Origin of the sequence: Anabaenopsis arnoldii (assembly GCF_028331025.1) — a bacterium.
GTDB classification, from domain to species: Bacteria; Cyanobacteriota; Cyanobacteriia; order Cyanobacteriales; family Nostocaceae; genus Anabaenopsis; species Anabaenopsis arnoldii.
This window is the reverse complement of sequence record NZ_JAQMUH010000067.1, coordinates 1-23,029: the sequence shown is the minus strand read 5'-3', so window position 1 is coordinate 23,029 and position 23,029 is coordinate 1. Positions and strand designations below refer to the sequence as shown.

21 protein-coding genes and 2 pseudogenes are annotated in these 23,029 nt (G+C 41.6%); 12 read left to right on the top strand and 11 right to left on the bottom strand.

Going from position 1 to position 23,029, the window contains the following annotated elements; translation table 11 throughout:
- Positions 1 to 231: 231 nt before the first annotated feature.
- Positions 232 to 1,086 (bottom strand): tetratricopeptide repeat protein, encoded by an 855-nt coding sequence (locus PN457_RS05305; RefSeq protein WP_271731799.1) that lies wholly within the window; start codon positions 1,084 to 1,086, stop codon positions 232 to 234.
- Between the two features lie 360 nt (positions 1,087 to 1,446).
- Between PN457_RS05305 and PN457_RS05300 the strand changes: the two genes are divergently transcribed.
- Genes PN457_RS05300 through PN457_RS05290 form a run of 3 tightly spaced genes read left to right on the top strand, consistent with a single transcriptional unit; the run spans position 1,447 to position 4,920 of the window.
- A complete protein-coding gene (locus PN457_RS05300) occupies positions 1,447 to 2,904 on the top strand; it encodes an efflux RND transporter periplasmic adaptor subunit (protein WP_271731798.1) in 1,458 nt (485 codons plus the stop codon).
- Positions 2,901 to 4,118 (top strand): ABC transporter permease, encoded by a 1,218-nt coding sequence (locus PN457_RS05295; RefSeq protein WP_271731797.1) that lies wholly within the window; start codon positions 2,901 to 2,903, stop codon positions 4,116 to 4,118. The genes PN457_RS05300 and PN457_RS05295 overlap by 4 nt, the downstream gene beginning before the upstream one ends.
- A 37-nt stretch (positions 4,119 to 4,155) precedes the next feature.
- Positions 4,156 to 4,920 carry an ABC transporter ATP-binding protein gene (locus PN457_RS05290; protein WP_271731796.1) on the top strand — a complete coding sequence of 255 codons (765 nt, stop codon included), beginning with the start codon at positions 4,156 to 4,158 and terminating at the stop codon, positions 4,918 to 4,920.
- Positions 4,921 to 4,969: 49 nt separating this feature from the next.
- Here PN457_RS05290 and PN457_RS05285 read toward each other — a convergent pair whose 3' ends face one another.
- Entirely contained in the window at positions 4,970 to 5,683 is a 714-nt protein-coding gene (locus PN457_RS05285) for a hypothetical protein (protein ID WP_271731795.1), read from the bottom strand.
- Between the two features lie 405 nt (positions 5,684 to 6,088).
- A pseudogene (locus PN457_RS18395) lies at positions 6,089 to 6,305 on the bottom strand (transposase); the annotation flags it as partial.
- Between the two features lie 259 nt (positions 6,306 to 6,564).
- On the opposite strand from PN457_RS18395, the gene PN457_RS05275 reads away from it, so the two are divergent.
- Positions 6,565 to 7,575, top strand: coding sequence for a hypothetical protein (locus tag PN457_RS05275; RefSeq protein ID WP_271731794.1), 1,011 nt, complete (start codon positions 6,565 to 6,567; stop codon positions 7,573 to 7,575).
- 399 nt (positions 7,576 to 7,974) lie between these two features.
- Positions 7,975 to 8,400 (top strand): hypothetical protein, encoded by a 426-nt coding sequence (locus PN457_RS05270; protein ID WP_271731793.1) that lies wholly within the window; start codon positions 7,975 to 7,977, stop codon positions 8,398 to 8,400.
- A 561-nt stretch (positions 8,401 to 8,961) separates the two neighbouring features.
- Here the strand turns inward: PN457_RS05270 and PN457_RS05265 are convergent.
- Together PN457_RS05265 and queG are read right to left on the bottom strand one after the other, a co-directional pair.
- Positions 8,962 to 9,606, bottom strand: coding sequence for an HAD-IA family hydrolase (locus tag PN457_RS05265; RefSeq protein ID WP_271731792.1), 645 nt, complete (start codon positions 9,604 to 9,606; stop codon positions 8,962 to 8,964).
- Positions 9,581 to 10,556: pseudogene (gene queG, locus PN457_RS05260) on the bottom strand (tRNA epoxyqueuosine(34) reductase QueG). The gene PN457_RS05265 and the pseudogene queG overlap by 26 nt, the downstream one beginning before the upstream one ends.
- Before the next feature lie 146 nt (positions 10,557 to 10,702).
- On the opposite strand from queG, the gene PN457_RS05255 reads away from it, so the two are divergent.
- On the top strand, positions 10,703 to 11,224 hold the full coding sequence (locus tag PN457_RS05255; protein WP_271731791.1) for an orange carotenoid protein N-terminal domain-containing protein: 522 nt from the start codon (positions 10,703 to 10,705) through the stop codon (positions 11,222 to 11,224).
- Between the two features lie 202 nt (positions 11,225 to 11,426).
- Here the strand turns inward: PN457_RS05255 and PN457_RS05250 are convergent, their stop codons facing one another.
- Positions 11,427 to 11,867, bottom strand: a complete 441-nt coding sequence (locus PN457_RS05250; RefSeq protein WP_271731809.1) for a hypothetical protein — start codon at positions 11,865 to 11,867, stop codon at positions 11,427 to 11,429.
- Positions 11,868 to 12,122: 255 nt separating this feature from the next.
- Entirely contained in the window at positions 12,123 to 12,830 is a 708-nt protein-coding gene (locus tag PN457_RS05245) for a response regulator (protein WP_271731790.1), read from the bottom strand.
- A gap of 185 nt (positions 12,831 to 13,015) precedes the next feature.
- On the opposite strand from PN457_RS05245, the gene PN457_RS05240 reads away from it, so the two are divergent.
- Positions 13,016 to 13,768 carry a WecB/TagA/CpsF family glycosyltransferase gene (locus tag PN457_RS05240; RefSeq protein ID WP_271731789.1) on the top strand — a complete coding sequence of 251 codons (753 nt, stop codon included), beginning with the start codon at positions 13,016 to 13,018 and terminating at the stop codon, positions 13,766 to 13,768.
- 2 nt (positions 13,769 to 13,770) lie between these two features.
- On the opposite strand, the gene PN457_RS05235 is transcribed toward PN457_RS05240, so the two are convergent.
- Positions 13,771 to 14,550 (bottom strand): armadillo-type fold-containing protein, encoded by a 780-nt coding sequence (locus PN457_RS05235; RefSeq protein ID WP_271731788.1) that lies wholly within the window; start codon positions 14,548 to 14,550, stop codon positions 13,771 to 13,773.
- Positions 14,551 to 14,742: 192 nt separating this feature from the next.
- On the opposite strand from PN457_RS05235, the gene PN457_RS05230 reads away from it, so the two are divergent.
- Positions 14,743 to 15,636, top strand: a complete 894-nt coding sequence (locus PN457_RS05230; protein ID WP_271731787.1) for an alpha/beta fold hydrolase — start codon at positions 14,743 to 14,745, stop codon at positions 15,634 to 15,636.
- 138 nt (positions 15,637 to 15,774) lie between these two features.
- Here PN457_RS05230 and PN457_RS05225 read toward each other — a convergent pair whose 3' ends face one another.
- Entirely contained in the window at positions 15,775 to 16,305 is a 531-nt protein-coding gene (locus PN457_RS05225) for a DUF4330 domain-containing protein (RefSeq protein ID WP_271731785.1), read from the bottom strand.
- A gap of 142 nt (positions 16,306 to 16,447) precedes the next feature.
- Between PN457_RS05225 and PN457_RS05220 the strand changes: the two genes are divergently transcribed.
- Positions 16,448 to 17,299, top strand: a complete 852-nt coding sequence (locus tag PN457_RS05220) for a M48 family metallopeptidase (RefSeq protein ID WP_271731784.1) — start codon at positions 16,448 to 16,450, stop codon at positions 17,297 to 17,299.
- Positions 17,300 to 17,318: 19 nt separating this feature from the next.
- Here the strand turns inward: PN457_RS05220 and PN457_RS05215 are convergent, their stop codons facing one another.
- A complete protein-coding gene (locus tag PN457_RS05215) occupies positions 17,319 to 18,077 on the bottom strand; it encodes a metallophosphoesterase family protein (RefSeq protein WP_271731783.1) in 759 nt (252 codons plus the stop codon).
- Between the two features lie 122 nt (positions 18,078 to 18,199).
- Here PN457_RS05215 and coaE point away from each other — a divergent pair, with 122 nt between their 5' ends.
- Both coaE and PN457_RS05205 read left to right on the top strand, forming a co-directional pair.
- Complete coding sequence (coaE, locus tag PN457_RS05210) at positions 18,200 to 18,802, top strand: dephospho-CoA kinase (RefSeq protein ID WP_271731782.1); 603 nt, start codon at positions 18,200 to 18,202, stop codon at positions 18,800 to 18,802.
- Between the two features lie 95 nt (positions 18,803 to 18,897).
- Complete coding sequence (locus PN457_RS05205; protein ID WP_271731781.1) at positions 18,898 to 19,410, top strand: universal stress protein; 513 nt, start codon at positions 18,898 to 18,900, stop codon at positions 19,408 to 19,410.
- Positions 19,411 to 19,596: 186 nt separating this feature from the next.
- Here the strand turns inward: PN457_RS05205 and PN457_RS05200 are convergent, their stop codons facing one another.
- The gene (locus PN457_RS05200; protein WP_271731780.1) at positions 19,597 to 20,760 is read right to left on the bottom strand and encodes an ABC transporter ATP-binding protein; all 1,164 of its coding nucleotides are present in this window, start codon (positions 20,758 to 20,760) and stop codon (positions 19,597 to 19,599) included.
- Positions 20,761 to 21,039: 279 nt separating this feature from the next.
- Between PN457_RS05200 and mrdA the strand changes: the two genes are divergently transcribed.
- Positions 21,040 to 22,836, top strand: a complete 1,797-nt coding sequence (gene mrdA, locus PN457_RS05195; RefSeq protein ID WP_271731778.1) for a penicillin-binding protein 2 — start codon at positions 21,040 to 21,042, stop codon at positions 22,834 to 22,836.
- The last annotated feature ends 193 nt before the right edge of the window (positions 22,837 to 23,029 follow it).

The window sequence follows — 23,029 nt, the reverse complement described above, 5'->3', positions numbered from 1 at the left end:
CGTTGATATGCTCCCATTCAATAGCCACACAGCTAAGTATGACATTAGACCCAGGTGAGTAGGGGAGCTTTGACACTTCCAAGACGAGTTGATTTATTTAAGTGATTAAGTAAATCATATCGTAAACTTTGGGTAGCAAGGCTTGGGCAGGGGTAGGAACATCAGTTTAGAATCCCCTGTGTTTCAACCAGGGGAGATGTCAATCTTAATCACGAATCAGCTACTAGGTAGTTAGTTTTCTTGTGGCTGTAGAGCCGCTTGAATCGGTGGTAATGCTAAGAATTTTTCAGCATCAGATAGTAATCTCTCACCCCAGAGGTTTTTCTTCAGGAAATCTAAATCACCATAGCGCTGATCGATGCGGAGTGCTGCTTCTCCCATGGACAGGGCTGGTTCGCGTTGTCCTTGATTATACAGCGCCACTGCTAATGCTAATTGGGGTTCTGCCGCTTGTTTGTCTATTTTAACCGAAGCTCGCCATTGCTGTATCGCAGTTTCAATCTCCCCCTGTTCGTATTTGATTAAGCCAATATTATTAATCGCCGGCCAGAATTTTTGATTTTTAGATAGGGATTTATTGTACTGGTCGATCGCTTCTGGTAATCGACCTAACATATAGTAAGCATTCCCCAAATCAAACCATCCTTCTGCGCTTTCGGGTTTCAACTGCAAACCCTTTTGGTAATGTGTCGCTGCTGCTTGGTAATTTTGCTGTTGGAAATTAACCGAACCCAAAGCAAACAGAATGTCAGGATTTCGGGGATTAAGAGATTGGGCTTTTTCCAATGCTGCGATGGCCGGTTCAAAATTTCTCGATTGTAAATGTAAACTACCTAACAGAACCCAAACCTTATCATTATTAGCAGCCAGTTGAGTAGCCAATCTCGCCCGTGGTAAAGCCAAGTCAAACTGCCCAAACTGTCCGAGTTGAACTGCTTCTTGTGCTAAAGCCAACCCTTGTTGTTCTAATTTTTCCGCATCTAGCTGCAATGCATGAGGTATCAGTGCCTGTGCGTGAGCTGCCCTAGGCATACTCCACAAACTACAGATCACCAGAAGGGAAATTAACCGAATATGTTTAGGCACACTAACGCCTCCTAGCCGTAAATCAAGGAATCTTTCAGCTAGCTTAAACGATCTATGCTTGATCAGAAAGACAAACCGGACTTTCACAAGATATTATAGCGGATTTCAGTTAACATTCCCCGGCAGCGGGAGTGTTAATAGACCAGATCATCAACAGCCACAAAATTACTTACTTCAGCCGAAGACATAAACAAAGACTAAAATGTAATATAAAGAAAGATTAAGCAAATATCAGGGTAAATCCTAGTTGGGTTGTTTACCTGAGGGACAGATGTTGACAATTGTCTCAAAATATGATTGGAATTTTGACAATTAATCAGGTGATTAAGACTAAGTGATATTAGTAGGCTATTCTTATTTATGGTTACGCAAGTAGAAGTTCCCTTCCTGGGCAAAAAAGTTAAACACCCATTCCGCTGGGCAATTGGGTTAATAGCAGTGGGTTCTTTAGCAGTGGGTACAACTATTACCTATAATCTGATCAATCGAACTACTGAACAAGACATTACTCAATTAACTGTCCCTGTAGAAGCACAAAATGTGACTTTGCGAATTGCAGCCAGTGGTAAGGTAGTGCCAGTTCAAACTGTGAATATTAGTCCCAAAAACCCCGGTGTACTGGCGCAATTATATGTAGAACAAGGCGATCGCGTCGAACAAGGGCAAATTCTGGCGCGGATGGATGTGGGTGATATCCCGGCGCAAATCCTGCAATACCGCGCTAATTTAGCCCAAGCACAGGCGCAGTTAGATCAAGCCCTTGCGGGGAGTCGTTCTCAGGAAATTGCCCAAGCCCAAGCCCGTTTAGCCCAAGCCCAGGCGCAGTTAAATCAAGCCCGTGCGGGGAATCGTTCTCAGGAAATTGCCCAAGCTCAAGCCCAGGTAGATTCAGCCCAAGCTCTAGTAAATCTTACACAATCACGGGTAACCAGATACGGCGAATTACTGAAGCAAGGGGCAATTGCTCAAGACCAATTAGAACAATATGTTACTGACCACCAAAGGGCAAAAGCAGCTTTAGCAGAAGCACAAAAACGCTTGTCACTCTTAGAAAGTGGTAGCCGCAATGAAGAAATTGCGGTCAGGGAAGCCGCAGTCACCGAGGCCAAAGCCGCATTGGTTCTACTAGAAAAGGGTAGTCGTCCGGAGGAAATTGCTCAACGTCAAGCCGCAGTCAAAGCAGCTGAAGCTCAAGTTAAGGCGGGAGAAGTGCGCTTACAAGATAGTGTGATCCGTGCGCCGTTCTCCGGTATTGTCACTCAGAAATACGCCAACGTCGGCGCTTTTGTCACTCCCACAACTTCGGCTTCTACTAGTGCATCGGCGACTTCTAGTTCTATTGTGGCGGTTGCACGGGGTTTAGAAGTACTCGCTCAAATCCCAGAGGTGGATCTTGGCAGAATTGAACAGGGACAGCAAGTAGAAATTGTGGCTGATGCTTATCCAGATCAAGTTTTCCAAGGTCATGTGCGCTTAATCGCTCCCGAAGCGGTGGTAGAACAAGGTGTAACATCTTTTCAGGTGCGGGTGGCGCTGGATACGGGTACAGAAAAACTGCGCTCTGGTTTAAATGTGGATTTGACTTTCTTGGGCGATCGCATTAGTGATGCTTTAGTCTTACCAACAGTAGCAATTGTTACCGAAAATGGTCAAACAGGGGTATTAGTAGCAGATGAGAAAAATCAACCCAGTTTCACTCAGGTGACCATCGGGGCGCAAATCGCTGACCAAACTCAAATTTTACAGGGAGTAAAACAAGGCGATCGCGTGTTTGTCAACCCACCACCAGACTACAACAAGAGGGGGAATAACCAATGAATTTCCTAGAAAGTATCCAAATGGCGGGTAAAACCCTACTGTCTAATAAGTTGCGTAGCGCCCTAACTATGCTGGGGATTGTCATCGGGAATGCTTCGGTAATTACCATGATGGGAATCGGCGAAGGTGGACAAAGGTTTATTAACCAAGGATTAGAATCTTTAGGACCTAATGTATTATTTGTAATCCCAGGTAATCGCGCCACTCAGCGCATATCTAGGGATGTCCCCAAAACTTTAGTTTATGAAGATGCAAAGGCGATCGCTAATCAAGTACCAACAGTAGCAGGAGTTGCAGGGGAGTTGAATAGTCGGGAGGTAGTCACATACCGTAACCAAAACACTAACGTCAATATCATTGGTACTACTCCCTCGTTTTTGACGGTTCGTGACTTTGAAACTGCGATGGGGCGATTTTTTACAGACCTAGATATGAGACGCAATAACCAAGTTGTGGTTCTAGGTGCGGAGTTAGCAGAAAGACTATTTGGGAATAGGAACCCCGTTGGTGAACAGTTGCGGATTAAAAATGCCAGTTTTCAAGTCATTGGGGTACTGGAAGGTAAAGGCTCAAATCTAGGTGTGAATTACGACGAAGCAGCGGTAATCCCACTGATGACCATGGCTAACAGAATTGTGGGGCGCACTTCTCCCTATGGATTAGAGTTAACTTATCTTGTGGTTTCGGCTAAAAATGCCGAGAGTGTGGATGCAGCTAAGTTTCAAATTACTAATTTACTGCGTTTGCGGCACAAAATTACTGGGGAGGATGATTTCACTATCAATACCCAAAAGGATGCTTTACAAATTGTCGGTCAAATTACCGGCGCATTAACTATTATGCTGGCTGCGATCGCTAGTATATCTTTATTTGTGGGTGGTATTGGCATTATGAATATTATGCTAGTTTCAGTGACCGAACGTACCCAAGAAATCGGACTGAGAAAGGCAATCGGTGCTACCCAACAAGATATTTTAGTTCAGTTTATGATTGAGTCTGTAATTGTTTCGGTTATGGGTGGTGTGGTTGGGACTGCAATCGGTGTCAGCAGTATTCTACTAGTAGCAGCAGTCACCCCCTTAGAAGCAGCAATTTCTCCGAGTGCAATTGCAACAGTTGTTCTGGTCTCCGGTGGTGTTGGTTTATTTTTTGGTGTAGTTCCGGCCCGTCGTGCGGCTCAACTTGACCCCATTGTGGCTTTAAGAAGTGCTTAAGGTCTTTCCTGTGTTCCCTGTTCCCTGTTCCCTTCCTATGAAAAATACTATTGCAATTACCGATGATCTTGGTGTTCATCCCCCAACCCCATCAGCAATTATTCGCCTAGAAAATATCTTTAAAATTTACGGGAGTGGAGAAACGGAAGTTAGAGCACTCAATCATGTGAATTTGACCATTAATGAGGGGGAATATTGCTCAATTATGGGTCCCTCTGGTTCTGGTAAATCCACAGCTATGAATATTATTGGCTGTTTGGATCGCCCTACTACGGGACATTACTATTTAGATGGCCTGGATGTAGCAACCATGAATGATGGTGAGTTGGCAAAAATTCGGAATATCAAACTGGGGTTTGTGTTCCAACAGTTCCATTTATTACCCCAACTCACAGCATTAGAAAACGTCATGTTACCAATGGCATATGCTGGTGTCAACCCCAGGGAAAGAGGCGATCGCGCCAGGGAAGCATTAATCAAGGTTGGTTTAGAAAAACGCCTGAATAACAAACCCACTCAATTATCAGGGGGACAGCAGCAACGGGTGGCGATCGCCCGTGCTATTGTCAATCGTCCCGTTGTCTTGCTAGCTGATGAACCCACCGGTGCGCTGGATTCTCAAACTACCCAGGAAGTTTTAGATATTTTCACCGAATTAAATCGCAGTGGAATCACGGTGATTATGGTCACCCATGAGTCAGAGGTGGCGCGTCAAACCCAGCGGATTATTTGGTTTCGTGATGGCGCTGTGGTTCACAACCATTTGACCCCAGAGGATTTAACCGCAGTAACTACGTCTTAGAGGCTGTTTGTCAAGTTATGATTTTTGATTGTTTTTTTTGTGTTCACCGTCAACCGTCAACCGTATCCATTAAGTCTGCTGCTTCTGCTAAAAGTTGTTGTTGTTCTGCTTGAATCACTTCTAAACGTTTAGAGATTTGAGCTAATCGCTGATGTTTATTGTTATCGAAAGTTTCAGAGTTTATAGGTAAATTTTTTACCGTATTATCTAACTTAGAATCTATCACTGATTGAAGAGCAAAACCTGTAAATTTAGTCAAAGAAACAAAGCTAACTTTAATCACAGACCAAATTAATTTAACTGGAATTTGCAGTAAAGACCAACTAGCTGTTTCAATCAGGCGGACAATGACTTTAACAATGCTCCCAATCAAAGCGATCGCAAACAGCAAAATCACTATAGTGACAATCGGGTGACTACCAGCCCAGCCCAACACATGAAGGAACCGCAAAAATCCAGGGTGTTGAGTCAGCCAATTATTTACAGAATCAGTCACAACAGTTTGCAATGCTGATGATGTAGTATTTTTGATTTGTTCAGCACTTTGCAAAGTTTCGTCTACAGAGTCCTTAACCTTTTGGAAAGTATTAATAACTGTATCAACTACTTCACCTGTCTGTTTACTTGCTGTTGCTTTTAAAGACTCACTAAACTGCTGTTTTGAATTAGCTATTGAGTCAACACCTTGGTTAAGCACATTTTTAGTTGCTTTCCAACGTTCTGCAATTTCTGGAGATAAATTTATATCTATTTTAGAAGCCATAGCACATCTCACAACTTGCCTTAGAGGTATCTTATAGGACTTACACGAGATTGGACTAAAAACCTAGTTCTGATGTACGGGTGATTCGTGAATTACCCCTATTTTCGTTGTCTTTTGCGTAAGTCCTGAGTTATTTTGATTGAATCTCGGTAACAGTCAACTAGTGCATTGAAGTAGCTGTTAGTTACTTGAATCATCCCCATGGTTGAGCAGTAGTAAAAAATTTATGTTCTTAAAAATCTATCTTTAGACAGATGACAAGATTATCTAAATAGCGTATGGGAAATTTGAACATAGAAAACATTGATCAAAAAATTTGAACTAATCCAAGATTTTTAGTATTTTTGTGATCCACAAATAACCTACAATACGCATAATTAGTAACCTTCTCTGTTTATACGCATCATTTCTGAAATATGTGTACACTGTTTGCCAAGGAGGAAAGTCTCCAGGTAGCGATCGCCATCTCACTCCTTCTAGCAGGACATAGAATATCGCGTTCAAAACCGACCACATATCGACTTCACGCTTGTGACCACCCGGTTTGGGTTGTGGAATCAATCATCTCACTGAGAAATTTATATTGTACACGGGTCAGATTGCTGGGGTATGCTTTACTCATGTTGCTCTCTCGGTGCTGTTTATTATCTATTCACAGCGTATACCCAGAGAGCTTTTTCACAACCTGACGGACTTTTCAAACACCCTCTCAGCCATGATGCCATTGAGGCAATATCTGAAGCTTTAAGAAACAAACCAAAATTTGTATTAGATGCTGATATTTCCAAATGCTTTGACAAGATTAATCATAAAGCATTGTTAGACTGATGAACGGGGGAATGAGTTGTTAGTTACTAAACAGTTGAAAGAGGTTAAATAAAATGTCTGATTCGGTTCTTGTTTTGCCAAGTTCTTATGTTACTAACAATTATTTAGATACAAAACTAATAGATGATACCCCTTATTATAAAAGAACAAAAGAGTTAGTTGGTTTGTTGTTAGATTTAGGTGCAGTTGTCATAAATCCAGCCACTGGGACTTTTAAATTTACCCCTTTTATTAGCTCCTATAACCATCCAAATAGCTTTATTGGTAAATTATTAGGTTATATCGCAGAGGGGATAGTTGTGCGTGCTTGTAATGAAAGTCCTAGTTCTAATAGACGTTGGGCTAATATTGCTAGAGTTTTAAAACAAGAATCTAATTCTTTTTCTTTTATGAATGTATTGAAGAAAATATTTTATGAACCTTTTATGGATAACCCTGATGAATATAAAGCAATAGGAACTGGTTTTGCAAAAACTGCTCAAGATTATGGGCATTTATACCATCCACAAAGTGATCGTGATATCTGTTGGATTAACGGATTTGATGATGCCAAAGAACTATTAAGTATCGAAGGGATTAAATTAAACAAACAAAGACACGCAGGATTACAACTTAAAGTAAGTATTAAAGATAATGCTAGTTATGTAGTGAATTACTTTTGCTCAAAGCCTTACTTTAAACTGTATCCTGTTGTTTATTTTGACTTAGGTAATGATTTTAATCGTGTAAGACAACAATTGCTAGATATAATAACAGGCAAGGATACTAAAAAGAAAGTAGCAGAAAATTCTATCCTAAGTCCAAATATTTTATTTGATAGATTTGGTAAGAAGGAAGAAATTATTCAATTTATGTTGATTAGGGGCAAAGATATTGATTATTCTTTGCATGAAGAACTAGAGTTTTATAGACATACTCTATCAAGATTAGTTTCAGGGAATATAAGTTTACTTGACATCAATGATGATAAAGTAATTTTTTCCTTAATTACCGAATATTTAGCGGTAAAAAATGTTATGTCAAATAATCCACTCCAGGAAAGTATTCTTAATTTAAGTTTCTAAAAATGTCATTTCCTACGAAGTAAATGAACCCATTCTAAATTTCCCTTTTAATGAACCGTCACGCTACTGATTTATTAAAGAAGGCTATGAACCCGAATTAAAACAAGGCCGCCGTCCTGCTATTGTTTACCCTCCCCGTGAAGGTGATATTGATTGGGATTTAGGAGTTGATTATCTGTTAGTTGAGTGCCACAGAAATAGCATTCCCTAGCTGTTTTAACATCCTTGGATGTCATCAACCAAGGACTTGTCCGCCCCTAGGTATAGATGGTGATGCCAATACAGTGGACACTTTAATTACTGTCACAAATACAGTTATTTTAGAAAGTGATATTATTTCCTTAATGATAATATTTTGGACAGTCTACACCATTTTCTTTAATAAATAAGGCAAGATATATGGACAACTTCAATCAAAAGCAACCTTTAAGTATTTGGTCGCCTGTGCTAATTGTAATGAGTGCTTTCACATTACTAGATATACTTACCACAATCTTTGGTATGTTTTCTGGAGTCGCATCTAACCCACTAATCAAAATACTTGCTTCTATATTTTTGTCTGCTTTTATATTTTGTGTAATTTACTGCACAAGAATTATATTTGATCTAGAAGGTCAAAGTATAAAAAAAACTGCTTTGATAGCAGCATTAGCAGTATGCATACTAATTGATGGATGGACATCTTACGAAGGTATTCATAGTTTTATTAAACCTCAAAATGAAGACTACTTTGGTTGGATGTTATTAATGTTGCTAGTAATAGGGTGTGCTGGTTCTCCGATACTCCTCTCTTACCGTACAGAAATCAAAAGTAAACTAGAATAATGATTTACCTTGCTCTGCGATTTATGGTAAGCCAGTTTTAGCGAAGCGGTGACTGACTGCTTAGAGGATGTTTGGAAAGTCATGATTAGTGTATCAACTATTGTTTGACCCCTCCCTAACCCTCCCCTTGTAAGGCTATCCATTACCCGGATCTTTCTTAACATTCGTGAGAGCAATCGCTCCCAAACCCCCAAACCTTAATCCTCCGTTGATGATTCTCAATAAAATAAGGGTTTTATCAAGAAGAATAAGGTACATTTTGTCAAGAGTAGGTAAATTTTCAAGCGTTGAAACCTTTGCCACATAAATGTTTCAAGATTGTTAAGAAAGATGTGGGTAATGGATAGCCTTGTAAGGGGAGGGGACTGGATTTTATTGTTTTTTGTGTGGTCGGTGAGCGAAGTCGATAGCGGTAGCGTGGCGTTAGCCATACATACCGTAGTCGGTGTGTTCCCCAATCCTTCCCAATCCTTCCCAATCCTTTGGTGTTTCCTGTTCCCTATTCCCTATTCCCTGTTCCCTAAGATAAAAATTACCTGTTTAATACTTTCCAAACATCCTCTAACAACAGTCTAGAACTCCGATAACTTCTAGCAGTTCCTGGGGATGGTTAATTAAAATATATGGTTCTTGTTTAGCTAAAGCTTCTGGAGAATTAAAACCCCAAGTCACCGCAATAACTTTAATATTGGCTTTTTTTGAAGCTTCTATATCCCTGGTTTCGTCCCCCACATAAATTACTGTTGTAGGGTTGAGTTGTTTCTGTTTTAATACATTATTAATTATAGTTGTCTTGCCAAAGATTGTCACCCCTGAATAAATAAATTCAAACAAGTGATTTAATTGGTTGTTGCTCAGAAATGCTGTGACGTTTTCTGGGGAATTAGATGTAATGATTCCCAGTCTATAACCTTGACTATGCAGTGCTAATAGAACTTCAGAAATACCCGGTATAGGTTTTAATTCGGGGATTTTTGCTTTTAATTCCCCCTTAACTTTTTTGAGAAGGAAGGGAATTTTCAACATAGAGACACCAGAGTATTTAATAATTTCCCTAGAGGTAAAATTTCTCAGCAGGGCTAAATCCTCTGGAGTAATTTGGATATAACCAAACTCTCCAGCTAAACGATTGGCAATAGTCACCAGAGCATCTACTGTATCCGCAATCGTACCATCAAAATCAAAAATAATTACTTTGTGGGTCATTCTTTAGGTGGGGATGCATCAAGATTAGCACGAGCATTTCTCCTGAACATTTCTGGCTTAATTCGCCGCAAGGCTGAAGCAGGAAAGCGTTTTTCCCACTCTTGGTGGGATATATTGGCTAATTCTACCAGAAGGGGGGCAACATTCCCAGGATAAGGCTGAAAATCAGCTACATCTGTCGTTTGCGCAAACCGCTGATTCCACGGACACACATCTTGGCAAATATCGCAACCCGCAACCCAGCCCTGTAAATTGGCTGATATGGTTTCTGGTAAGGTTTCAGAGCGATTTTCAATGGTATGATAGGCTATGCACCGATTGGCATCCACTACAAAGGGTTGGGTAATTGCACCTGTGGGACAGGCTTCTAAGCAACGAGTACAGCTACCACAGTGTTCTGTGTGTGGGCGATCGCTCTCTAGTTCTAGATTGGTCAATATCTCCCCTAAAAATACCCAAGATCCATATTCCCTAGTGATGACATTACCATTTTTACCAATCCAACCGATCCCCGCTCGTTGCGCCCAGAGTTTATCTTGTACAGGTCCTGTATCTGCATAATATCTGGCTTGAATAGTTGTGTCTAGTGATTGCAACCAAGTAGTCAAAGCTTTGAGCTTTTTATGCATCACCCGGTGATAGTCTCTACCCCAGCCATAACGAGATATTTTAGCATATTCTTCACCTCCAGGACGTTGATCTGGTGTGTAGTAGTTGAGAGCGACACATACAAGCGATCGCACTTCTGGCATAACTAAGGTAATATCTTGACGCTTGGGGTTATTCATCCATTCCATATCGGCGTGATAACCCAGATTTACCCATGTTTGTAACCTCTGGACGTTTGTATCATCTACCCCATTGACAGCAGTAATCCCCACCTTGTGAAATCCCAACTCTCTGGCTTTAGCTTTCACTACACTGCTGCTAGTTACAGAATATTGATCCATTTTCCTTTGTTCAACATTTCTTAATATACCTATATGTAAAAATTATTTGATTTTTGTTAAGAAATCGTGCAAGATGTCAATTAAGGTGTATTTTAAGCCTCCAGCTTGCCACCTGTGTACTTCCATTAACCAACTGTGGTAATATCATGACATTCACTTCTGATTCAGCTTCAACCAGTTTATCTAATGCTTTAAATCAGAGTAATCAGTCCGCTGATGCTGTTAACTCCACCACGGCTGTATTCCAAAGTCTGACCGCAGATGACCAGCTAGCAGTGCTATGGTATGTTTATACAGAAATGGGACGTTCCATTACACCTGCAGCCACTGGTGTAGCCCGTTTACAGTTAGCTGAGGGTCTGCTAAGTCAAATCAAGCAGATGTCCTATGCAGAGCAGTTAGATGTCATGCGTGACTTAGTTGCTCATAAAAATACCCCCATTTGCCGCTCCTACGGTATCCTCAGCAATAATACAAAGTTGGCTTTTTGGTACGAATTATCAGAATTAATGGTAAAACACTTGGTTGTACCCATGCCAGTTGGTTATCAATTATCCCGTGATGGTTTACAGGTACTTGAAGCAATCAAGGTATTAGATTTTGGTCAGCAAATATCTGTTTTGCGCAAGGTAGTAGCTGAGATGGGCGTTGACCCCTTCGCAGAATAATTTTACCTGATAATATTTGCTGATTTAAGGTAGAATATGGCAGCAGGTGAATGTAAGGTCGCCCTTACCAGAAAATCGGAATTTCTTGATGGCATCACTGAACCCACTATACTGGGTTATTTTGCCACTCTCAACGCCGGGTAATTTGACACAACCGCAGACCTATTCGCCGATGATGGCGTGATGTATCCGTCCCCAGAGCCTATTTTTTCGTAGCGGCGGTTTGTGCCAAGGAGCGCAGTAACAATCTCCGACCCAAATCAATATCTGACGGCGCACATTGCCAATCTGGGTGTGCCGTCATCAATAAACTATCTAAAGTTTCGTGATCAAACAGATGCCAAATAGGAGCGCCATTAATTTCACCTTCCACAGCATAACAGTTAGGACTGACACAGTGAATTGTCGAAGCACTGGCAATTCTATTTACTGTCATCTGTTCCCCTGGCTGTAAACAGCGAAACTGATGGATAGTCGGCTTCAACTCACTTATTGAAGAAACTACCAACCCAGGTATAGCTATTGTTACATTCTTGTCCCCATTCACTGACAGCCAATAATGACGACTAGGGTCTATACCTTGTAGCCAAGGCGATTCATCATCAAGGCGATACCGTGGGGACAAACAAAATAAAGCTGCCATAGATTTCGTCATAACTTGGTTTACTAGTGGTGATTTTCTACCGGCTTGACAATCCTGGGGGTTGTAGGGCTATGCCATAAGGTTTAGGCTTGCTACTGTATTCAGTATTTAGGAATTGGTAGTAATAAATCAAATAAAATTAGCAAAAATTATTAACTAACTTAATATTTATTTATATATAGTGCATGATGACGGACGGGAAATAGTCACAAAACCCACCCGATTACCTAGCTTCTTCTTCATGAGCAGAAACTGTTAACCCAGCAATCCATGGCGCAAAGCACTTACTGCGGCTTGGGTGCGGTCATCAGCACCTAGCTTACTCAAAATACTTCTGATATGACTTTTCACCGTCCCAATGCTAATATAGAGTCGTTGTGCAATGATAGGATTAGTACAACCCTCAACCATTAAGCGTAATACTTGTACTTCCCTGGTTGACAGGTTATAAGCTGGGGTATTGTTCTTCTGAACCTGAGAATCTGCAGGAGAAAAAATATTCTGCGCATCTGTGAGTAATTGGGTATTTGCTTGTGCTGCTCGTAAGACAATCCTGGCGATCGCCGGATCAATCCAACAATTGCCCTGATAAGTGTTCCGTAGCGCTACCAGTAAAGTATCAAAAGTAATATTCTTCATACAGTAAGAGTCAGCACCCGCAGCAAAAGCAGCCAGTACAGATTCTTGATGCTCATGAAGGGTGAGAATTAACACTTTTGTAGGTGAATATTTTGCAGGAGAGAGCGCTTTCAACTCTCGTGTCAGTTGAATACCATCCTTGTCTGGTAAACCAATATCGATAATTGCAATATCTGGTTGTACCTTTTTTAACATTTCCAGACCTGTCACCGCATTTGCAGCTTCTCCTACAACTTCAATTTCCGCCCTTTGTTCTAAAAGTCTCCTAATCCCCAGACGAGTCAGTTGATGATCTTCAATGATAGCAATCCGAATTTTATTCATAGTCTTAGGCAGCATAATATATTAATTTAACTTGAAAATAGATAGTAATGTGAAACTCTTTTGAGTAAATAATTTTGATATTCTTATGGTGTTCAGAAGATAATTATTTTTTTTGCTCAATGAAAAAAAATTTGATAGACTAACGGTCGAAATCATCCCCTGTAATTCCTATTGAAAATTAGGCTATGTTGAAACCGCCTCAAGAGTTTTCGGTACTGGGAATACCAGTTCATATTGTGAGCAATTATCCGGGCTGGCTGCTGGAATCCATACGACAAAGTAGAGGTGCTCATGTGGTGACCCTGAATGCAGAAATGACTATGCAGGCACGAAAGAATCAGACCCTGGCCCAAGCGATTAAAAATGCCGACCTAGTAATTCCAGATGGTGCGGGGGTAGTGCTGTATTTGCGGTGGCTTTTGTGGCAAAAAGTGCAACGTTTTCCGGGGATTGAACTAGCAGAAAACCTGCTGCAAGAACTGGGACAACAGCAACCAGATACAAAAATTTTTTTCTATGGTGGCGCTCCCCAAGTAGTTGTCAAAGCCAAGGAATTTTGGCAGCTAAAAATCCCCAGCTTAAACGTAGTAGGTACTCATTCTGGCTACCATACCTTAGAAGAAGAACAGCAATTAAAACAAACCCTCAGACAATTGCAGCCACAAGTAATTTTTGTAGGTTTGGGAGTCCCACGTCAAGAGTTATGGATTGCCCAAAATCGTGATTTGTGTCCCCAAGCAATTTGGATTGGTGTTGGTGGTAGCTTCGATATTTGGTCGGGGGGTAAAACTCGCGCTCCTGCTTGGTTGGCAAATAATAACTTAGAATGGCTATATCGCCTATATCAAGAACCTTGGCGTTGGCGGCGGATGTTGGCTTTGCCGGAATTTGCCGTGAAAGCTTTGATTTATCGAGTAACTGCAAGGGGTGGAATATAGGATTAAGCTAATTTTCCAGAGGAAGAAACGGTAACCTGAGACTTGCTAGATAGAGGGCGCAAAGGTTTCACTGGACTGGATGCTAGAGCTTGTAAACCATCTAAAGCCTGTAAACTATCTAAAACCGCATCTTTGATCACTGTTTCTTGCTCCTGACTGAGTAATAGCTGTAAGCACTGAATGACTTCTTGCTGTACCTTGCGATCAATTCCGTGATGAGCGATAATTTTAGTTATTTGCCGTATGGTAATTAAACGCTGCAATGGGTCTTCTACTGTTAAATTAACTAACAACTGATCAAGGTTGTTTTGCTGTTGTGTTCCATGGAAACTGAGGATTTGCCACATCAGTAAAACTAAAGTTAATAAGGTTGCTAAACCTTGGACAATGGCACCGGTCGCAATCCAAGAACTTTTAGATTCAACCCAGATAGCAGCGGCCATGTATGTGCTAAAAGTGGCAATACCTCCACTACCTACCGCTAAGGCAAAACGAGAATTGGGACTATTTAATGACCGCCACAGCTGGGATAAGTGTAATTGCCAGTCCCATTTCTGCATTGAGTAAACTAATAACATTACCCCAACCCCAACTACAAGGGCTAAGAGCAGTTTCCAGTTCCACAACAGCATGGCCAGAACAATTGTCAGAAAGCCCAGAATACCCCCCGGACCGGAAAATACCTGGAAACTTAGTTGCTTGTAGCTGCTTGTTTTCAACTCTCCAGGTAAGCATTGCAGTATCTGTGTAATTACTTTAATAAAAAATGAAGCCTTTGCCATAGTCTTGATCTAGTGTATAAAAAATTGTCTAATATTAAGACGGCTATCAAAAAAATAGCACAGGACGCATAAAAATCATTTATGACGGTGGCCAGAGGTTTAAATTTACTGGCTGAGTGATCATTAAAATTGTAGTCTGTCTCGGTTCAATAGGCCAGCGATCCGATTATTACATAACTCTAATCAATACTTATGTTTCAACCACAGGGATTTGAGCAACGCTCCATAATGACCTCACTGGGTAAGATGGTTTATTATACTGCCACTAGCTCACCTTGGCAGAATGGAACTGCAACAGATGAGCAGGAAACTTTAGTTTTCTTACATGGCTTTGGTGGTGGTTCTTCTGCTTATGAGTGGTCAAAGGTTTATCCGGCTTTTGCGGCTGAGTATCGCATTCTAGCACCGGATTTAATCGGTTGGGGTAGGTCTGAGCATCCAGCCCGAAACTATATGATTGATGATTATCTGACGACGATTCGGGAGTTTTTACAGCAAACTTGTACAGGACCTGTGAGGGTGATCGCTTCTTCCCTGACTGCGGCTTTCACAATTCGAGTGGCGATCGCCCATCCCGATTTATTTCGGTCTTTAATTCTAGTGACACCGGCGGGACTCTCAGATTTTGGTCAAGACTACTCTCGCAGTATTTTTGCCCAGGTAGTTAGTGTTCCCATGATTGATCGCTTACTTTATAGCACTGGAATTGCTACAAGTGCGGGTATTCGCAACTTTTTAGAACAAAGGCAATTTGCCCAGTCTCATCGCATTTACGAGGAAATTGTCGAGGCTTATCTGGAATCTGCCCAACAACCAAATGCTGAATATGCAGCCTTGTCTTTTGTCCGTGGTGACTTATGTTTTGATTTGTCCCTTTATATTCAACAGTTGACGACTCCTACTGGGATTATTTGGGGGCAAAAATCCCAATTCACCGGACCTGAAATTGGTCGTCGTCTGGCGCATAAGAATCCCCAAGCTATCAGAGTATTTCAGCCCTTAGAAAATGTGGGATTAACGCCCCAGTTAGAAGTACCCGCGGTGACTATTGGATTAATTCGGCGGTTTTTCACTTTGTTGAATTAGTTCCTACAGCACCTAGCACCGAATCTGAAGTACAGATTGAATGATACAACTTTTGTGGGGTGGGCATCTTGTCCGCTTTTGTACCTACTCAGATGAAATGTGCTGTATTATCTCCCGCTAAAGCGGGAGATGTTCCCATTAATCTTTGACTCTGACATCGATCACTGTAGAATTAAAGTTATAGTTAAAACCTTCTAATTCAAAGGTTGTACCTATTTTAACTTTGCTATTACCTAATACTGGCCCAGTATCAGTAATTTGGGCTTTACCTTCTAGGGTTAAAAGCATATCTGTACTAAAGTTATTAGTTCTAGGATCTGGTAATTCTTTCACAGATCCATCTGGTTGGGAAACTGTCACGGTTCGCGGTAGTAGTTGCACGGATTTGATGCTAATCTGACCGTAGGGTTGATTCCGAATAATAACGTTAGTTTTACCCCCTTTGGTGAATCCGGCCTCAAATAAACGTTGAGGGTCGCGTACATTTAAACCGCGAACGGCTAAGTCAACTTCAATGGGTACGGTTTTGGTACCGATTTGGGCAACAGAACCCGTGGTTCCAGGAAAAATAAATATACCAACTATGACTAGTATTATTACTAGTGCAGCCCCTAAATCAAGTAAGTTGATTTTACCAAACAATCTTCCTTTGGAATCTAAAATAGTCATCAGAACTTTTCCTATGAGATCATTTATGAGGAGAATACTGAGAATTATACTAGCTACTAACCCTAGCTTTGTTTATAGGCTCAGGTGCAACTTATAGAGGGATAAGTTCGTCCTGTTATTTATTGCATTACAGTTAATGATCATGAATTGTCAAGCTTTTTTTGCTCACCATGGGTGGCTGCGTCGCTGGTTTTATCCCTTGATTGCCGTGGTTGTTGCCCTGAGTGTGTGCCTAAGTACACCCCTGCCGGGAAGGGCGTTTGATATCCGCTCTCTTCTGTTCCGGGGAATACAGGTAATTCAGATATCTAATATGTCTGATGCTCAGGAAGTGGATCTGGGTCGGCAGATGAATCAGCAGTTACGCAGTAGTAATATTCGCTTTAGCCGCAATTCTCAAATTAATCAATATGTGGAACAAATTGGCCGGCGTTTGGTAGCTAATAGCGATCGCCCTCAGCTTCCCTTCACCTTTCAAGTAGTTGAGGATAACACCATCAATGCCTTTGCTACTTTGGGTGGGTTTGTATATATCCATACAGGTTTAATCAAAGCCGCAGATAATGAAGGGCAATTAGCCAGTGTAATTGCTCATGAAATTGGTCACATTGGCGGTAGGCACTTAGTCAAACAGATGCGCCAAAGCACCATCGCTAGTGGTCTAGTTTCAGCCGCAGGTTTAGATCGTAATACCGCAGTGGGAATTGGTATAGAACTGGCACTCAAGCGTCCCCGCAGTCGTCAAGATGAATTTGATGCCGATAACCGAGGTTTACAAGCTCTGACAGCGGCTGGTTATGCCCCCTCGGCGATGGTTTCCTTTATGGAAAAGCTGATGCAAAGTGGCGGGTCTGTACCGACATTTTTAAGTACTCATCCCGGTACAGGCGATCGCATTAATGCCCTCCAAAGTTCTATTAATGCCCAACCTAGCAATCAGGGTGACGGATTAAATCATGCTGCTTATCGCGCCCAAATCCGCAGCATACTTTAGTAAAAATGTCAATGATCAACTAGGCTCGCTGCTTATGGCGGCGAGTGGCTATTTTAGCAGGTTCAACCATGACCACCCCTTCTGCTAAGGGTAGGCTGCGCAGAGAATTATTAAAAATGTTGACTTGATAAATTATGTTATTTGTAGTGTCTAATCCAGTCAACCAGCCACTCCGGGGATGATAAGCACCAGTATCTATATTGAGCCATCCCTGACCTTGTGCCAGTTGACCAGGGGCAACTCCTGGTAAAGTGAAGGTGATGGTATGACCGATGATAATCAGTTTATCAGTAAAGTAGGGCTGTTCAATGCTGTGAAATTGGTCGCGTATCCAGCAAAACTGCTCGGCTGTTTGTGCGGCTAAAGGTAGCTCCGGGTCAACCCCAGCATGAGTGAGCCAAATGTCCCCCAAATCCAGGTACAGGGGTAAAGATTCCAACCATTCCAAATGTTGTTTAGGAATACTACCTTTTTCGTAACTGGCTATAGTTGCTTGACCCCCACCATACAGCCATGCTTGCATTGCTGATGTAGAAATGTGATCACCGGTGACAATCTTGAAAAACATCTGTTCATGATTTCCCAGTAGACAACCATAATTATTTTCCTTGACAAAATTAACCACATGTGAGCTTTTCGGACCGCGGTCAACTAAGTCTCCTAGAAAATAAACTTGATCTTCTGATGTGGGGGCGATGAACTCCATTAATTTCATCAACCCATCGTAGTGTCCATGCACATCCCCAATAACAATTCGACGTTGGCTAGTTTCGATCATCGGCTCTGAATCTCTCAAGAGTTTGACTGAGTTGTCTGGTTTCCGCAAAGACTAATAAATAACATTTAATCAAGTATAGTTTAATCTTAGTTGAATTGCCGGCTTTGAAGTTAAAATGACTTATGGATAAACGCATCATTGGCTTGACTGGGGGTATTGCTACAGGCAAAACCATTGTTGCCAATTATTTGGCTACGGCTAAAAATATACCTATTTTTGATGCAGATATTTATGCTAGGGATGCTGTAGCTATAGGTTCGGACATTCTCCGGGCGATCGCAGGACGTTATGGCCAAGAAATTTTACTCCCAGATGGTAGCCTGAATCGAGAACAACTGGGTGCAATTATCTTTACCCAGTCAGATGAACGCCAGTGGGTAGAAAGTTTGATACATCCTTATGTGGTCCATCGCTTTCAGGAAGCCATGGCCAAATCAGCATCACCAACATTGGTGTTAGTTATCCCTTTGTTATTTGAAGCTCAGATGACTGATTTAGTCACAGAAATCTGGGTTGTGCGGTGTTCGGAATCACAGCAACTGCAAAGACTAATGCAGAGAAATAATTTAACTCCACAACAAGCCCAAACCCGCATTAATAGCCAGTTATCTCTAGAAGAAAAAGCAGCGCGTGCAAATGTGGTGTTAGATAACTCTTCCACCCCAGCATCTGTGTGCAAACAGGTGGATATTGCTTTGGCTATGACTACCACAAATAAGCTATAATGTGGGGCTGGAAAAATGACAATAATTTTAAACTTTTGTACTGGATATAAGAAACTACAATTAGGATAAGTTAATTATAGTCAGGAATGTGAAGTATGTATCAGAAAATCTTGGTAGCTGTGGATCAATCAGAAACGAGTCAATATGTCTTTGAACAAGGTGTATTTTTAGCAAAAGCGTCTGATGCGGAACTGATGTTGCTACACGTACTATCCCCATTAGAAGACCCCTATCTCAGCCCTGTATTTACACAACCAGATACCATATATCCATCTGTGCAAACCGCACCTATTGAAAGTTATATGCGAGAGTGGGAAGAACTAAAAAAACAGAGACTAGACTGGTTGCGATCGCTGAGTGATACAGCAACTAATGCCGGTGTAAAAGCAGGGTTTACCCAAAATCTCGGTGATGCTGGGAGGATAATTTGTGAAGTGGCTCGTAATTTGCCTGCTGACTTAATCATAGTTGGTCGTCGCGGTCGTACTGGCATCAGTGAGTTCTTGCTAGGGAGTGTCAGTAATTATGCACTACATCATGCTCCTTGCTCAATGTTGATTGTACAGGGACGTATTCCTAGTAACACAAAAATGCCAGAGACGGTATAGATACTGGCAAAAAGTTTCATGTCTTTTGCGTCTTAGCGTCAGACTGAAAAATGTGGTTGATTTACCTGACAATAGCTGTAAGTAAAGTCATTAGGGCTGCTGAGTTTGAATATAAAAGCCAAAATTACCAACCATGATCCATAACTCAGCAACCGCCAAAATTCCAGATTTCTTACGGACCGTTAGCTAAGACTTCTTCAAACCTCCACGGACATCAGTACAATTCCTGAAAGCTATACAGTCACTTTTCATCCACCAAGCATAAATAGGTATGTCACGCTCTGGTAAACTGCCAAAAGTATTTGGCTGGGAAATATTGATACTGATACCATTTAGCAAATCCACAACATAACCAAGGTGGGTTCCTAAATACATAACCTGATTCAGCCGTCCTGGAAAACAGTTAGTTAATATACTCGGCCGATAAAGGGAAAGTTGGATTTTTTCGGGACGGACGCTCACCACTACGGTTTGTGATAATTCAGTTGGTGTTTTTTCTGTGCGGTCAACCGTAATTTTCAGTCCCGTTGTGGTCTCAACTTGTATTGATGAGGAATCTACATAAATGATTTTACCAGTAAATAAATTATTATCCCCAATAAAATCAGCAACAAAGGGGGTTTGGGGATGTTCGTAAATTTCTTGTGGAGTACCAACTTGCTCAATTTTACCTTGATTCATGACGGCGATGCGATCGCTCAAAGACATAGCCTGTTGCCGATCTTGTGTCACCATGATCATGGTTAGTCCTAAATGTTTATGTAAATTCCACAGTTCCAACTGCATTTCCTGACGTAGCTTCAAGTCTAAAGCTCTCAAAGGTTCATCTAGCAGTAAAACAGTGGGGCGATTGACTATAGCTCTGGCTAAAGCTACCCGTTGCTGTTGAGCAGTAGAGAGTTGACCGGGAAAGCGCGATCGCAAATCTGCGATTTTGACCAGCATTAAAGCCTCTTGAACCCTGGTGGCGATTTCTGATTTGGGGATTTTTTTGTGAACACGCAATCCAAAAGCGACATTATCCCATACATTCATATGGTGAAACAAAGCATAGCTTTGAAAAACAGTATTTACGGGTCGGCGAGCAGCAGGGACATTAGTCATCTGGTGTCCCTGAATGAACACCTTACCAGCATCAGTCATCTCCAACCCAGCTATCAAGCGTAGTATAGTTGTCTTACCACAACCAGAAGCACCGATAATAGTTAAGAATTCTCCCCGTTTAATATCCAAATCGACCCCATTAACTGCTGGTTCCTGGTTAAAAAACTTGAACACATAACGCAGTTCAACGTCCAACGGCTGAGATTTTGTAATTTGATCATGATTGTGGGTGAGAGTTTGAGTCATAATCCCTGGTAGAATGCGCTGATTTGAGATTCCCGATGCCTTTAGGGCTGGGTTATCTGACAAGATGCTATGAAAAATAGCACTTATGTTATCTTTGCACTGATTGTTGTTACACCCAAGACAGAGACTTAAAAGCGGGTAGAAATAGAAAATGATAGTTTGACTCTCCGACTATTGTATAACCGTGGGGAGTGTCAAAGAACGGCATAGTTGAGGTGGTGTCTTGAGACTGGAGAGTGTTAATGTGTCAGTTAATGTAGACTATTGAAACTGGGTGTTATGACTTTATTGCAGCCATCCCGACTACCCCTAAAAAATAATACACGTACGGTTGGACGAGATTTTCAGCCCATATTTTTAATTGCATTCACCCTCTTAATGACAAGTATAATAGGTGTGCGGTTAGCACACTTGCAAATTGTTGAAGGAACAAACCATCGAACTAGAGCAGAAGCTAACCGGGTGCGGATCATTCCCAAACAACCAGTAAGGGGTAATATTTTTGACCGAAATGGCAAGGTTTTGGCTAGTACTCGTTATCCTCGTTCTGTATACTTGTGGCCAATGGCCCACAGAAAATCTGGTTGGTCTGTTGTGGGTTCACGTTTAGAGAAAATTCTGAATATCCCCCAGGAAGAAATAGAAAAAAAATTACAAGAGGCTGGACCCAACTCTTCTTCACTAATTCCCATTGCTCGTGACCTGAATGAAGCCCAACTAACTGCCCTCAAAGAGTATCACAGGGAACTCAAAGGCGTAGAAATACATACGGAAGCGGTTCGGTACTACCCCCATGGTCAGGAATTAGCCCATGTCCTGGGCTATACACGAGAATTAACTGCCGAACAGCTACAACGGAAGCGGGAGTTAGGCTATCGATTAGGAGATGTCATTGGTCAGATGGGGACTGAAAAGGTTTACGAAAATACTCTGCGGGGTGAATGGGGCGGTCAGCAAGTAGAAGTAGACCGGGCTGGTCGTCCGGTTCGAGTGTTGGGAGAAAAAGCAGCAAAGTCGGGTAGTGATTTAAATTTAACTATAGATTTAAATCTGCAAATAGCGGCAAACAAAGCTTTAGGCAAGTATAATGGTGCAGTTGTAGCACTTGATCCCAACAATGGCGAGGTGTTAGCCATGGTGTCTCGCCCCACCTTTGACCCCAATATCTTCTCTAAACAAAAACTTTCGCAAAAAGACTGGGAATCTGTCCAAGGTGCCAACCATCCTTTAGTGAATCGCGCTCTGAGTGCTTTTCCTCCCGCCAGTACCTTCAAAATTGTCACTACAGCCGCAGGATTGGAATCGGGGAAATTTTCTCCCAAAACCATACTCCAAACCTACGGTTCTTTAACTATTGGTGGGATCACATTTGGTGAATGGAACCACGCCGGATTCGGCCCTTTAGGTTTTGTGGGTGCAATGCAATGGAGTAGTGATACTTTCTTTTACCAAATTGCTCAAGCAGTGGGTGGACCCACTTTAATTGAATGGACTCGTAAATTTGGATTTGGTGAAAAAACTGGCTTTGATTTTGCTGCCGAAGAAACCAGGGGTTTAGTCCCAGATGACGACTGGAAACGCAAGCATCGAAATATGCCTTGGACTGTGGGGGATACGGTGAATATGTCAATCGGCCAAGGTGCTTTATTAAGTAGTCCTTTACAAGTTGCGGTCATGTTTGCAGTTCCGGCTAATGGTGGTTACCGAGTCCAGCCCCATTTACTCAAAGATAATCAACCAGCTGCAAACTGGCGAAAACTTATCAAAATGAAGCCGACAACCATTAAAATTCTCCATGATGGATTAAGGAAGGTGATTACTCACGGTACTGGTCAAGTTTTAAACAAGCCTACACTCCCTCCCGTCGCTGGTAAAACCGGTACAGCTGAAGCATGGCAAAATCGGGTGAAAAAAAATCACGCTTGGTTTGGTGCTTACGCTCCCGTAGATCAACCGGAAATCGTTATCGTTGCTTTTACTGAACATTCTGGCGGTGGTGGTGGTAGTCTTGCAGGTCCGATGGTTTTAGAAATTCTAGAAGACTACTTTAAACGCAAGTATCCTGATAAGTATTAAAACTGGGGGACTAAATAATCTTGGCTCGTAGTCAAGACTTGAGTCTTGACTACAATTTAATGAATTTATAGTCATTTATGTACATTTGTAGTATAATATAATTATGAATGTACGATCATTAAATGAATGAAACTATCTGATTATGCAAAAAAGGTAGGGATAAGTTATAGAACTGCGTGGCGTTGGTACAAAT